Source organism: Janthinobacterium sp. 35, assembly GCF_002754575.1.
Taxonomy (GTDB): Bacteria; Pseudomonadota; Gammaproteobacteria; order Burkholderiales; family Burkholderiaceae_D; genus Janthinobacterium; species Janthinobacterium tructae.
Window position 1 is genome coordinate 579,373 of the sequence record NZ_PEFN01000001.1, and the last position, 12,022, is coordinate 591,394.

A 12,022-nucleotide genomic window follows, 5' to 3' on the forward strand; every position below is an offset into this window, starting at 1 on the left:
CACGAAGCCAGGTACACGGACACAGCGCAGCGGCGGCGCCGGATGCAAAGCCGGATACAAAAACTGGAGGGAGGATGAAAGTGCTCATGGAACAAATATCGCATGTACGCGGGCGGGCCGTCAAGCCCTCCCGCGTCGCCCGCTTATTTTTTCGCCTGCTCGATATGCGGCAGCAGCACCGTCAGGATGCCCAGCAGCGGCAGGTAGGAACAGATTTTATACACATAGGCGATGCCCGCCACGTCGGCCAGATGGCCCATGGCGGCGGCGGCGATGCCGGAGACGCCGAACATCAGGCCAAAGAAGATGCCCGCGATCATGCCCACCTTGCCCGGCACCAATTCCTGCGCAAAGACGACGATGGCGGAAAAGGCGGAAGAAATGACGAAACCGATGATCACGGTCAAGACGGCCGTCCAGAACAGGTCGACGTACGGCAGCAGCAGCGTAAATGGCGCAGCGCCCAGGATGGAAATCCAGATCACGCGCTTGCGGCCGATGCGGTCGCCGATGGGGCCGCCCATGAAGGTGCCGGCCGCCACGGCGGCAAGGAACAGGAACAGGTACAGCTGGGCATCGCCGAGCGACAGGTGGAATTTGTCGATCAGGTAAAACGTGTAATAGCTCGACAGGCTGGCCATGTAGATGTACTTCGAAAACACCAGCAGGGCCAGCACGCCCAGCGCTTGCAACACCTTGTTGCGCGACAAGTTAGGCCCTTGGCCGCCCGCCTTCGGCTTGAAGCTGGCCAGGTGGCCGCCATACCAGTGGCTGACCTTGTACAGCACGCCGATGGCCAGCACGGCCAGCAGGCTGAACCAGGCGACATTGCCGTGGCCGCGGTTCACGATGACGGCCGCCGCCAGCAGCGGCCCCAGGGCGGAGCCGACATTGCCACCCACCTGGAACAGCGATTGTGCAAAGCCATAGCGCCCGCCCGACGCCATGCGCGCCACGCGCGACGCTTCCGGGTGGAAGGTCGAGGAACCGACGCCGATCAGGCCCGATGCGATCAACAGGGTCGGGAAGGTCGAGACGATGGACAGCATCAGCACGCCGGCCAGGGTAAAACACATGCCGATGGGCAGCAGGAATGGCAGCGGACGGCGGTCCGTGTACAAGCCGATCCAGGGCTGCAGCAACGATGCCGTGCACTGGAACGTCAGGGTGATGAGGCCGACCTGGGTAAAACTGAGTGAAAACTCGGCTTTCAGCATCGGGTAAATCGACGGCAATAATGCCTGGATCAGGTCATTGAGCAAATGCACGAAGGCGACGGCGCCCAGGATGTGCATGGCCAGACCGGATGGTTGTTCGGAACGATGAAGCGAGGGAGCCGCCGGCACGGACTTGGCCAATGCCGGGGCAGGTGTGGTTGTGTGCATGTATCTTCCGCAATAATCGGGCACGGCGGGCGGCCCGGCAAAGAAGCCAGTATAGTATGGTCGCTGAACTGACAACTTCCAATAATCGTCGCCCAAGTGACAACCAAGAGACAAGCCAACGCCCCACATGTACAGCCCTCCAACCGCCCAGACCCACCCCGATGGCGTGCCGTTCAGCCGCAGCACCAGCTCACACGATTACCAGCACGTGCCGCGCCCCGTGACGGCCATGTCCCGGCAATATGCGCTGGGCGACTATACGGCGCCGCACAGCCATGTGCGGGCGCAACTGCTGTATGCGACGGAAGGCGTGATGCGCGTCTCCACCGGGCACGGCGTGTGGATATTGCCGCCCCGGCGCGCCCTGCTGATCCCCGTGGGCGTCGTGCATGAAGTCCACATCTTGAGCGAACTGAGCATGCGCACCGTGTACATCGATGCGCAGGTGGCGGCACGGTATGGCCCCGATTGCAAGGTGCTGGAAGTGAGCCGGCTGCTGCGCGAGCTGATCCTGGCCTTGCTGGCCGAACCGATCGAGTATGCGCTGGCGGGGCGCGGCGACTGGCTGGCGCACCTGATCCTGTCGGAACTGGCGGCGGCCGATACGGTGCCCCTCGCCATCCCCTGGCCGCGCGACCGCCGCCTGGTGGCCGTCTGCTCGGCCATCATGAGCGCACCGGGCAGCCGGCGCAGCATCGAGGACTGGGCGCAGGATGCGGGCGCCAGCGCGCGCACCCTGATCCGTCTATTTCCCAAGGAAACAGGCTTGCACTACCGCCAGTGGCTGCAACAAGTCCACCTGGCCGAGGCATTCTGCCGCCTGGACCGGGGCGAAGGCGTGGCGGCCATCGCCTATGCGCTGGGCTACGCCAGCCCCAGCGCCTTCAGCGCCATGTTCCGCCGCATCCTGGGCCGCACGCCGCAGCATTACCTGAGCGAGTGGCGCGCTGCCGATTAAACGAAAAAAGCAAGCCGTGGGCTGCTTTCGTCAAGTGGTTTGTCGGCAATTGTCGGCTTACGCCCTGCGGGCTAAGCAGACCTACTCTTTTTCGCCAGCAATCAAGCGGTAGCCTCGTAGGTCGGCTTAGCGTGGCGTAGCCGCGCGTAAGCCGACAAGCTACGCTGTTCGCATCGTCGGCCTACGCCCTGCGGGCTAAGCCGACCTACTCTTTTTCACCAGCAATCAAGCGGTAGCCTCGTAGGTCGGCTTAGCGTGGCGCAGCCGCGCGTAAGCCGACAAGCTACGCTATCGGCATTGTCGGCTTACGCCCTGCGGGCCAAGCCGACCTACTCTTTTTCACCAGCAATCAAGCGGTAGCCTCGTAGGTCGGCTTAACGTGGCAAGGCCGCGCGTAAGCCGACAAGCTACGCTATCGGCATTGTCGGCTTACGCCCTGCGGGCCAAGCCGACCTACTCTTTTTCGCCAGCAATCAAGCGGTAGGCCAGCGCGCCTAGCAAGGCGCCGATGATAGGTGCCAACCAGAACAGCCACAACTGGCTGGTGGCCCAGTCGCCCACGTACAAGGCCACGCCCGTGCTGCGGGCCGGGTTGACGGAGGTATTGGTGACGGGAATGCTGATCAGGTGGATCAGGGTCAGCGCCAGGCCGATCGGCAGTGGGGCAAAACCTGCCGGCGCGCGCTTGTCGGTGGCGCCCAGGATGACGATCAGGAAGAACATCGTCAGCACGATTTCAATCACCAGCGCCGACAGCATCGAATAGCCGCCTGGCGAATGGGCGCCATAGCCGTTCGAGGCAAAGCCCTTGCTGACATCGAAACCGGCCTGCCCGCTGGCGATCACATACAGCACGCCGCCGGCCACGATGGCGCCCAGCACTTGCGCGATGATGTACGGCAACAGTTGTTTGGCGGGAAAGCGGCCACCGGCCCACAGGCCGATCGAGACGGCGGGATTCAAATGGCAACCCGAGATGTGGCCGATGGCGTAAGCCATGGTCAGCACCGTCAGGCCAAACGCCAGCGCCACGCCGGCAAAACCGATGCCAAAGCCGGGAAAGGCAGCCGCCAGCACGGCGCTGCCGCAACCGCCCAGCACCAGCCAGAACGTGCCGAGGAACTCGGCTCCATATTGTTTCATGATGTATTCCTTTAAAGAGACGAGAAAACGTGCCAGGGATGACCAATCGGACCGCTCACCACCTTTGCCCGCGCCCAGGGGGCGACGACAAAGCACAGCACCAGCAACACCGCACGCTGCAGAGCACGAATAATGACATGATGTCATTATCAATGCAACATTATTTCATATAATAATGCTAATGGTTATCTTGCCACTTAAAGGTTTTTTTGATAATTATTAAGGCGCCGGGCGGCGCATGTATTTTTGCGGTGCCTCCAGCGGCGCAAAACCAAAGCCCGCATACAGGCCATGCGCGTCATCGGTTCCCAGCATCCAGGCAACATCGCGCAAGCGTGCATCACCGAGCACGGCGGCCACCATCTGCTTGCCATATCCGCGTCCCTGGTATTGCGGCAGCACAAAGACATCGCGCAGGTAGGCAAAATCCGTGTAATCGGTGATGACTCTGGCGAACGCCACTTGCTGGCCATCGACATAGCCGCCAAAACACAGCGCGTTGGCGATGCCCTTGCGCACGGTTTCAATCGCCACGCCGCGCTTCCAGTACGACTGCTCGCTCAGGTAGCGGTGGATCATGGGCACGTCCAGTTCGTCGCGCTCGCTGGAAATGCGCAGTGGCGCGTGCATCAGTTCTTGAACAGCAGGTCGGCTTCGGCAATGCTGGGTTCGCCGAAATACACGGTGCGCAAGCCGCCCTTGGCATCGCTGCCCATGTACACGCCCGTCATGCTGCGCTCGGCCGGGTCGTACAGGATGGTGTAGTGGTGGCCGCAATTGTGCGGTTCGCAAACGCTGCTGAGCAGTCGCGCCTTGCCGTCGATCTCGACCGGTTTGAGCGGACTGGCCACGCCATCGGGCACCCAGCGCTGCCGCTTCAGGCCGGCTTTTTTCAAGCCCACATTGAAGGCCTTGCGAAACGCGTAGTCCGCCTTGTAGACGTCGGGAAAGTACGGGCAGGTATGGCCACCGTCGCAGCTTTGCGCTTGCTCAATGAGCGACAGCCTGGGCGTGCGCGCTTGCGCCGGCATGGCGGCCAGCGCCACGCCGGCGGCCAGGAACAGGGGGGACAGCAAACGTGCGGACATGACTTCTCCTAAAGGCATCGGATAATGCGGGCAGCATAGCAGAATGCCATGCTGGCACACCCGCATCAGGGAGAGCAGCGGATGCCGACGACCCCGTTGACCTTGCCTTCCGGCCAACCCGTTTCGCGCCAGCGGTACACGCCGGGCGCGACGATAATCAGCTGCCACTCCACCAGCTTGCCAGCGGCATTGAGGCGGGTTTCATTGTCATAGCGCAAAGTCAGGCTGTGCTCCGTTTCCGCCACCACGGTTGCGGCAAAGCGGTTGGTTTCACCGAGCTTGCTTTTCCAGGTGCGGTCGCTGAAGATCGCCAGCCGCTGATGATCATCAGACAGCTGCATGCGCGTAAAGTGCCGCGCTTCTTCGCAAACACTGCTCGTATTCGCGCTGTCGGACCAGCTGCCAGACAGTTGCGCGGCATCAAAAGGAGTCGGGGTGGCGGCGACGGCCGCACTGAGCAGCAAGGTTGCGAGCATAGTTTATCGAAAGAAAGCGGAAAGAATCATCATCATGGTCAACGCAGCGCCTGCGTGATGCTGGAAGGTAATGCCGGCGTACGCCGGTGCAACGTCGCCTGCTCATAAGCATAGGCCATCGCGATGAGCGGCAGGTCGCCGTGGGCAGATCCGATGAAGGACAAACCGACGGGCAAGCCCTCCACCACGCCGGCAGGCACCGTAATCTGCGGCAAGGCGCACTGCGGCTGCGATACGCCATGACACGTGGGCCCCACCAGCGCATCGAGTTCATGCGAGCACAGCAACGCTGCGATGCCGCCAGGCCCGGGCGCAGGCGGCGTCTCGATCAGTTCCGCGCCCTGTTCGCGCAGCACCAGCAGTGCCTGCTCGATCACGGCATCGGTGCCGGCGCACTGGCCGAACAGGTGGCGCGCCACGCCGATGCGGCGCCCATGCAAGCCGGCGGCGTCAAGCACCATGCCATCGGCCAGGCGCTCGCCCGTCAGGGCAGCGAGCAGCCAGGCCGCCTCGCGCACGCTGGGCGCCATCGGTCCCGCCGTGGCTGGCTCGCCGCCCTGCCCGGCGGCTGCCCTGCCCGTGGGTTTGATGGCGACCAGGCCGCAGTTTGAAGCAGGCGCGACGATGGAGCCGTCCGCCGCGCTGTCCACGGCCAGGATGGTCAGGCCGGCCCAGCTGGCACTGGCATGCGGCACGCTGACGGCGGCCCAATGGCGCAAATTGCTTTTGCCGATGATGACGGCGCCGGCCGCGCGCAAGCGCGCCGCGACAAAGGAATCGCAGCTGGCCTGCGTGGCCAGCGGCGCCTGCGTGCGCGTCTTCATGCGGTCGCCGGTGGCGATATTGTCGCGCAAGACGATGGGGATGCCATGCAAGGGACCGCGCACCTTGTGCCCCTGCCGCTCGCGGTCCATTTCCAGGGCAATTTTCAGCGCATCGGGATTGATTTCAATGCCGGCATAGGCACGCGCGCCGATGCTGCACAGGGAGCGGATGCGCGCCAGGTACTGCGACGTCAGCGCATGCGAACTGAGCTTGCCTGCCTGCATCATCTGCTGTTGCGGCAAGACGCCCGCATCGAGCAGGTGGGCCATGGGGCTGGCGGGCACCGTGGCACGGGCCAATACGGGACGCGACGCGCCACCGCGTAACATCTGACTGCGCTGCATGGTATCTCCAGGAAACTTCAATGTTTCTGCCGCAATAATGTTCTAGCTATAGCATAGCAGTCCCTGCAACACAATTGTTGTCAAAGGCAATTATTTTTTAAGCAAAAAAAACGCTGCCCGAAGGCAGCGTTTCTTGATGATTTGGCACTGGGGCAAATCAGTTGCGTACGACACGCTTGTATTCGTTGGTACGGGTGTCGATTTCGATGACATCGTCCTGTGCCACGAACAGCGGCACTTGCACGATGTGGCGATGCGCTTCGATGGCGTTTTCGATCTTGGCTTCTTTCAGGACGTTGCCCGAAGTGTTACCCTTGACTGCAGGCTCCGAGTACACCACTTGACGGGCGATGGTCGTAGGCAGTTCAACGGAGATAGCCTTGCCGTCGTAGAAAATGGCTTCGCATTCCATGCCATCCTTCAGGTAATGCAGTGCATCGCCCAGGTTTTCTTCTTCGATTTCATACTGGTTGTACTCGGTGTCCATGAAGACGAACAGCGGGTCGGCGAAGTACGAATACGTCACTGGCTTTTTATCCAGAACAACAACGTCAAACTTGTCGTCGCCGCGGAACACGTTTTCCATCGGGGTGTTCGTCAGAAGATTTTTCATCTTCCATTTGTAGGTGAAGCCCGTGCGGCTCGAACCGTTGACATCAGAACGCAACACGATCATTGGCTTGCTGTCGACCATGATGATATTGCCAACACGAATTTCTTTTGCGGGTTTCATAGGAATGTACGTAAAAAGTGGGTTGCATGAAGACCATTTGCCGCTTGTGCGCCATCAGCGCCGCAAGCTTGCGTTTGATCGGTTAAAAATACGTTAGAAATAACCGGGCATTTTACCTTAATTTTTGGCAAGCGCCTATCTCGTCGCGCCGGCGAACGCCAGCAAGTTACTTGCCAGATCGCCATTGGACTGCATCTGCCGCTGCCAGGCCTGCGCGCGCGCCCTGATGCGCGGCAGGTCGGCCTGCAAGGCGGGCCACAGCAGCGTCCACGGCAAGGCGTCCGCGCTGGCGCCATTCCAGGCCAGCGCCGCCTGCGCCAGACTGTCGATGACACCATCGGCATCGGCCGCATAGCGCTGCAGGAAGGCGCGCAATTTCACGTGATGCAAGTTTTCATCCTGCAAATAGATATGCCAGAGAAACGGCTGGCCAGCCCATTGCGCGCGCACGAAGGAATCCTCGCCGCGCACGAGATTGACGTCGCAAGCCCACAGCAAGCGGTCGTAATCGTCTTGCGGCACGAAAGGCAGCACGCGCACAGTGAGCGCGCCACGCGTGCGCGCCGCACCAGCCGTCGCCGCATCGTCGCCGATAAACGCCTGAACGGCATCGAACGCGACGCCTTCCGGCACCAGGCACGTCACGGGCTCGCTGCCCGCCTGCCACACGCCAAACAGCTCGGCGACGGGCGCGGACGGGTAGCAGAACAGCGACACTTTCAAAGCAGACATTTCCGCCGGACGCACGCCGAATTGCCCGAGGAATGCCGCCATCGCGCCGGCATCGGCCTGGAATGCCAGCCTTTTTTCATCGAGCGCCGCTTCGCGCAGCAAGCCGCCCGTTTTATTGGTAAAACCGGGGAAGAAGAAATGCTTGATCATGCCGTGGCGCGGCGACGTCAGCGCATGGCAGCCCTCGACCCACTCTTCCGCCGTCAAACCTTCCAGGTTCAGCCACACCGGCTGCGGCGCGCACTGCGCCATGGCGGCGATGTAGCCGGGCGGAATGTCGCAGGCAAAAAACTCGATGACGATATCGGCGATATCGGCCGGCGCAAACACGCCCTCCTGATCGCGCCAGTGGCGCACCGTGACACCGCCTGCCTGCTGCACTGGCGCAGTCACGTCGATTTCCGGGCAGATACGCCGGAAACTGGATAAATCGTCGACCCACAGAGTGACGGCGACACCGTGTTCGCCGCTCAACTGCCGCGCCAGGCGCCAGCAAATGCCGATATCGCCGTAGTTGTCGACGACTTTGCAGAAGATGGCCAGGGATGGCACGCGATCGCTAGGTAATGGCATGAGCAGGCAAGAGTGAAGGAAAAACGTTGGCATGCCGGCAAACAACAAAAAAGCCGCGCTGTTACCAGGCGGCTTTGTTGTTGGCTGATTCAGCCGGTCTGGCGTCCCCAAGGGGATTCGAACCCCTGTACTCACCGTGAAAGGGTGATGTCCTAGGCCTCTAGACGATGGGGACAGAAAATCTGTCCTGAATGCGCTGCTTTGCATCCCGACCTGTTACTTTACGTGCTTACTACTTGCGAATCTGGCGTCCCCAAGGGGATTCGAACCCCTGTACTCACCGTGAAAGGGTGATGTCCTAGGCCTCTAGACGATGGGGACAGAAATCTGTCCTGAATGCATTATTTCGCATCCTGACCCGGTACTGCAGCAATATGACAGAAACAAAAAAAGCCTGACTTGTCAGGCCCGTTCAGCACTGCACTCACTTTACAACTAAATCCTGGCGTCCCCAAGGGGATTCGAACCCCTGTACTCACCGTGAAAGGGTGATGTCCTAGGCCTCTAGACGATGGGGACCTGTGCTGGCTTACCTCTCAGCGGACTCTTCTTTGAAGGCTTTGCTTAGCCCCTCAAAAAAGCGTGCGCGAAGTTTAACACGAAGCGATTCACGAAATCAACTGCTGGGGGTTTTATTTTCCATCTTATTTGCAGAGATCCCCCTATGGGACAGAAGATGCTCGTGCGATATGGAAATACTGCGCTATTGCAATTTCAGCAGGCGTAAAAAAAGCCGCATAAGCGACTTGGCATGAATATCGATGTTGATTTAGGTCGACGGCGTTGTCGGATTACGCTGCGCCTCGGCGGCCCCGCTAATCCGACCTACGCCACATTCCCCCGAGGGGCATGGCGGAAATAAAAAAAGCCGCTCTAGGCGACTTTGATTAACATCTGATTTCTGCGCTGCTGGTGGAGGTCAGCAGGAGCTAACCCTGACCTCTTGCATGCCATGCAAGCGCACTAGCAGCTTAACCATATTCCCCCAAGCGAAGAAATCTCCGACGCAAATAAAAAAAGCCGCTCTAGGCGACTTTGATTATCATGTGATTTCTGCGCTGCTGGTGGAGGTCAGCGGGAGCTAACCCTGACCTCTTGCATGCCATGCAAGCACACTAACAGCTTAGCCATATTCCCCCAAGCGAAGAAATCGCTGACGCAAATAAAAAAAGCCGCTCAAGGCGACTTTGATTAACATCTGATTTCTGCGCTGCTGGTGGAGGTCAGCAGGAGCTAACCCTGACCTCTTGCATGCCATGCAAGCGCACTAACAGCTTAGCCATATTCCCCCGAGCGAAGAAATCGCTGACGCAAATAAAAAAAGCCGCTCGAGGCGACTTTGATTTATTCACTACCTGTTTCTGCGCTGTTGGTGGAGGTCAGCGGGAGCTAGCCCTGACCTCTTGCATGCCATGCAAGCGCGCTGACAGCTTAGCCATATTCCCCCGAGGGGTATGGCGGGAAGTGTCGCGGAAATAAAAAAAGCCGCTCGAGGCGACTTTGATTTATTTACTGCTTTACCTACCCGTTTCTGCGCTGTTGGTGGAGGTAAGCGGGATCGAACCGCTGACCTCTTGCATGCCATGCAAGCGCTCTCCCAGCTGAGCTATACCCCCCGGGCGCAGAAACACTGCTACTTCTTCACTACCACAACACCAGACTGAACTGGCGTCCCCAAGGGGATTCGAACCCCTGTACTCACCGTGAAAGGGTGATGTCCTAGGCCTCTAGACGATGGGGACCACGGAACTACAGTTTGCTGCTTTACCTCTGCGCTGTTGGTGGAGGTAAGCGGGATCGAACCGCTGACCTCTTGCATGCCATGCAAGCGCTCTCCCAGCTGAGCTATACCCCCCGGGCGCAGAAATAATAAAAGCCGCACTTGGCGACTTTGTTCCACTACTTGCTTTCCATCCAAAACCTGTTTTTTACGGGCCTGAACTTACAACAATCAGTACAAACAACTGCCACTACTATACCACAACTACCTGGCGTCCCCAAGGGGATTCGAACCCCTGTACTCACCGTGAAAGGGTGATGTCCTAGGCCTCTAGACGATGGGGACCGCGGAACTTCCAAACAACATCTGCACCACTTCAACAAGCAACATCATTGCTGCTGGTGGAGGTAAGCGGGATCGAACCGCTGACCTCTTGCATGCCATGCAAGCGCTCTCCCAGCTGAGCTATACCCCCGTTGGTGCAGAAACAAGAGTATAGCAAAGAAGTTTCACTCTGCAAATACCCTTTTTCGTCTATGAGCAACTTTTCATAGGGGCGGTTTCCGCACGCTGTTTCTACACATATTTTTACGCGTATTTAATCGCGATGCTTACAGCCACTTTGCCAGGCGTGCCAGCACGGTCTCGCGGCCAAACATCACCACCACCTGATCGATGGCCGGCGTCTGCAGCTGGCCCGTCAAAATCAGGCGCAAAGGCATGGCCAGCAGCGGCATCTTGATGGTGTTGGCGGCCAGCACTTCCTTGATCATGGCGGCCACGGCTTCCTTGCTCCACTCCACCGTGGCGATGCGCTCGGCAAACTGCGCCAGCACGGGCTTGATGGCATCCGTGATGTGCTGCGTTACCAACTCTGCTTCCGGTTGCGGCGCGCGGAAGAACAGCATCGAGGCGACCGCCAGTTCATTGACCGTGTTGGCGCGCTCTTTCATCATGCCCAGCACTTGTGCCAGGTCCGGCGCACCTTCGAAGACGGCACCGGCGGCGACCATTTGCGGACGCGCCAGGTCGGCCAGACGGGTGTTGTCGGCCTGCTTGATATAGTGATTGTTCAGCCAGGCCAGTTTTTCATTGTTGAACTGGGCCGCCGATTTCGACAGGTGGTTCAGGTTGAACCACTCGCAGAACTGCTCGGTCGAAAACACTTCATCGTCGCCATGGCTCCAGCCCAGGCGCGCCAGGTAGTTCAGCATCGCTTCCGGCAGGAAGCCCTGCGCCGGATAATCCATCACGCTGACGGCGCCGTGGCGCTTCGACAGCTTCTCGCCGTCCGCACCCAAAATCATCGGCAGATGGCCATACAGCGGCAGCGGTGCGCCGATGGCGCGCAGGATGTTGATCTGGCGCGGGGTATTGTTGACATGGTCGTCGCCGCGGATCACGTGCGTGATCTGCATGTCCCAGTCATCGACGGCGACGCAAAAGTTATACGTCGGCGTGCCGTCCGGACGGGCGATCACCAGGTCGTCCAGCTCACGGTTGGAAATCGTGATCGTGCCCTTGACGACGTCGTCCCAGGTCACTTCGCCATCGAGCGGATTTTTGAAACGCACGACCGGCTTGCGGTCGGCAGGGATGGCCGGCAGGGTCTTGCCCGGCTCCGGACGCCAGGTGCCGTCGTAGCGCGGCTTTTCGCCGGCGGCGCGCATGCGCTCGCGCATCGCTTCGACTTCTTCCGGCGAGGAATAGCAATGGTAAGCCGTGCCCTCTGCCAGCATCTGCGCCACCACTTCGCGGTAGCGGTCCATGCGTTGCATCTGGTAGAACGGACCTTCGTCGTGGTCCAGGCCCAGCCACTTCATGCCTTCGATGATGGCTTGCACGGCTTCCGGCGTGGAACGCTCCACGTCCGTGTCTTCGATGCGCAGCACGAAGGTGCCACCGAAGTGGCGGGCATACGCCCAGCTGTATAAAGCGGTGCGGGCGCCGCCCAGATGCAGATAGCCGGTCGGGCTGGGAGCGAAACGGGTACGGACGGGAGTAGCGGTTGTGGTCATCGAGGTAATCAGGCTTGAATAAGTAAA

10 protein-coding genes and 8 tRNA genes are annotated in these 12,022 nt (G+C 60.0%); 1 reads left to right on the plus strand and 17 read right to left on the minus strand.

Annotated elements, in window-relative coordinates:
• Positions 1 to 143: 143 nt before the first annotated feature.
• Positions 144 to 1,385 carry an MFS transporter gene (locus tag CLU93_RS02590; RefSeq protein WP_099759875.1) on the minus strand — a complete coding sequence of 414 codons (1,242 nt, stop codon included), beginning with the start codon at positions 1,383 to 1,385 and terminating at the stop codon, positions 144 to 146.
• Between the two features lie 127 nt (positions 1,386 to 1,512).
• On the opposite strand from CLU93_RS02590, the gene CLU93_RS02595 reads away from it, so the two are divergent.
• Entirely contained in the window at positions 1,513 to 2,343 is an 831-nt protein-coding gene (locus CLU93_RS02595) for an AraC family transcriptional regulator (RefSeq protein WP_099759876.1), read from the plus strand.
• Between the two features lie 453 nt (positions 2,344 to 2,796).
• On the opposite strand, the gene aqpZ is transcribed toward CLU93_RS02595, so the two are convergent.
• From aqpZ to gltX, 16 genes are all read right to left on the minus strand, one after another.
• Positions 2,797 to 3,486: an aquaporin Z gene (gene aqpZ, locus CLU93_RS02600; protein ID WP_099759877.1), complete on the minus strand. Its 690-nt coding sequence runs from the start codon at positions 3,484 to 3,486 to the stop codon at positions 2,797 to 2,799.
• Between the two features lie 219 nt (positions 3,487 to 3,705).
• The gene (locus tag CLU93_RS02605; RefSeq protein WP_099759878.1) at positions 3,706 to 4,116 is read right to left on the minus strand and encodes a GNAT family N-acetyltransferase; all 411 of its coding nucleotides are present in this window, start codon (positions 4,114 to 4,116) and stop codon (positions 3,706 to 3,708) included.
• On the minus strand, positions 4,116 to 4,574 hold the full coding sequence (locus CLU93_RS02610) for an Ivy family c-type lysozyme inhibitor (protein WP_180287792.1): 459 nt from the start codon (positions 4,572 to 4,574) through the stop codon (positions 4,116 to 4,118). The genes CLU93_RS02605 and CLU93_RS02610 overlap by 1 nt, the downstream gene beginning before the upstream one ends.
• Before the next feature lie 65 nt (positions 4,575 to 4,639).
• The gene (locus CLU93_RS02615) at positions 4,640 to 5,050 is read right to left on the minus strand and encodes a hypothetical protein (protein WP_099759880.1); all 411 of its coding nucleotides are present in this window, start codon (positions 5,048 to 5,050) and stop codon (positions 4,640 to 4,642) included.
• A 38-nt stretch (positions 5,051 to 5,088) separates the two neighbouring features.
• Positions 5,089 to 6,219 (minus strand): amidase family protein, encoded by a 1,131-nt coding sequence (locus tag CLU93_RS02620; RefSeq protein WP_099759881.1) that lies wholly within the window; start codon positions 6,217 to 6,219, stop codon positions 5,089 to 5,091.
• A 157-nt stretch (positions 6,220 to 6,376) separates the two neighbouring features.
• Positions 6,377 to 6,952, minus strand: coding sequence for an elongation factor P (locus CLU93_RS02625; protein ID WP_071078242.1), 576 nt, complete (start codon positions 6,950 to 6,952; stop codon positions 6,377 to 6,379).
• 135 nt (positions 6,953 to 7,087) lie between these two features.
• Positions 7,088 to 8,257 carry an elongation factor P maturation arginine rhamnosyltransferase EarP gene (earP, locus tag CLU93_RS02630; RefSeq protein WP_099759882.1) on the minus strand — a complete coding sequence of 390 codons (1,170 nt, stop codon included), beginning with the start codon at positions 8,255 to 8,257 and terminating at the stop codon, positions 7,088 to 7,090.
• Between the two features lie 99 nt (positions 8,258 to 8,356).
• Positions 8,357 to 8,432, minus strand: a tRNA-Glu gene (locus tag CLU93_RS02635).
• Between the two features lie 70 nt (positions 8,433 to 8,502).
• Positions 8,503 to 8,578 (minus strand) — tRNA-Glu (locus CLU93_RS02640).
• 122 nt (positions 8,579 to 8,700) lie between these two features.
• A tRNA-Glu gene (locus tag CLU93_RS02645) sits at positions 8,701 to 8,776 on the minus strand.
• A gap of 1,021 nt (positions 8,777 to 9,797) precedes the next feature.
• Positions 9,798 to 9,873, minus strand: a tRNA-Ala gene (locus CLU93_RS02650).
• 50 nt (positions 9,874 to 9,923) lie between these two features.
• Positions 9,924 to 9,999: transfer RNA gene (locus CLU93_RS02655), tRNA-Glu, on the minus strand.
• Positions 10,000 to 10,036: 37 nt separating this feature from the next.
• Positions 10,037 to 10,112 (minus strand) — tRNA-Ala (locus CLU93_RS02660).
• Positions 10,113 to 10,246: 134 nt separating this feature from the next.
• Positions 10,247 to 10,322 (minus strand) — tRNA-Glu (locus tag CLU93_RS02665).
• 54 nt (positions 10,323 to 10,376) lie between these two features.
• Positions 10,377 to 10,452 (minus strand) — tRNA-Ala (locus CLU93_RS02670).
• A gap of 136 nt (positions 10,453 to 10,588) precedes the next feature.
• Entirely contained in the window at positions 10,589 to 11,995 is a 1,407-nt protein-coding gene (gene gltX, locus CLU93_RS02675; protein ID WP_099759883.1) for a glutamate--tRNA ligase, read from the minus strand.
• Between the last annotated feature and the right edge of the window lie 27 nt (positions 11,996 to 12,022).

Coding starts and splice junctions, on each gene's coding strand:
- CLU93_RS02615 (WP_099759880.1), bottom strand. CDS start 5,050: ATGCTCGCAACCTTGCTGCTCAGTGCGGCCGTCGCCGCCACCCCGACT.
- aqpZ (WP_099759877.1), bottom strand. CDS start 3,486: ATGAAACAATATGGAGCCGAGTTCCTCGGCACGTTCTGGCTGGTGCTG.
- earP (WP_099759882.1), bottom strand. CDS start 8,257: ATGCCATTACCTAGCGATCGCGTGCCATCCCTGGCCATCTTCTGCAAA.
- CLU93_RS02595 (WP_099759876.1), top strand. CDS start 1,513: ATGTACAGCCCTCCAACCGCCCAGACCCACCCCGATGGCGTGCCGTTC.
- gltX (WP_099759883.1), bottom strand. CDS start 11,995: ATGACCACAACCGCTACTCCCGTCCGTACCCGTTTCGCTCCCAGCCCG.
- CLU93_RS02625 (WP_071078242.1), bottom strand. CDS start 6,952: ATGAAACCCGCAAAAGAAATTCGTGTTGGCAATATCATCATGGTCGAC.
- CLU93_RS02590 (WP_099759875.1), bottom strand. CDS start 1,385: ATGCACACAACCACACCTGCCCCGGCATTGGCCAAGTCCGTGCCGGCG.
- CLU93_RS02605 (WP_099759878.1), bottom strand. CDS start 4,116: ATGCACGCGCCACTGCGCATTTCCAGCGAGCGCGACGAACTGGACGTG.
- CLU93_RS02620 (WP_099759881.1), bottom strand. CDS start 6,219: ATGCAGCGCAGTCAGATGTTACGCGGTGGCGCGTCGCGTCCCGTATTG.
- CLU93_RS02610 (WP_180287792.1), bottom strand. CDS start 4,574: ATGTCCGCACGTTTGCTGTCCCCCCTGTTCCTGGCCGCCGGCGTGGCG.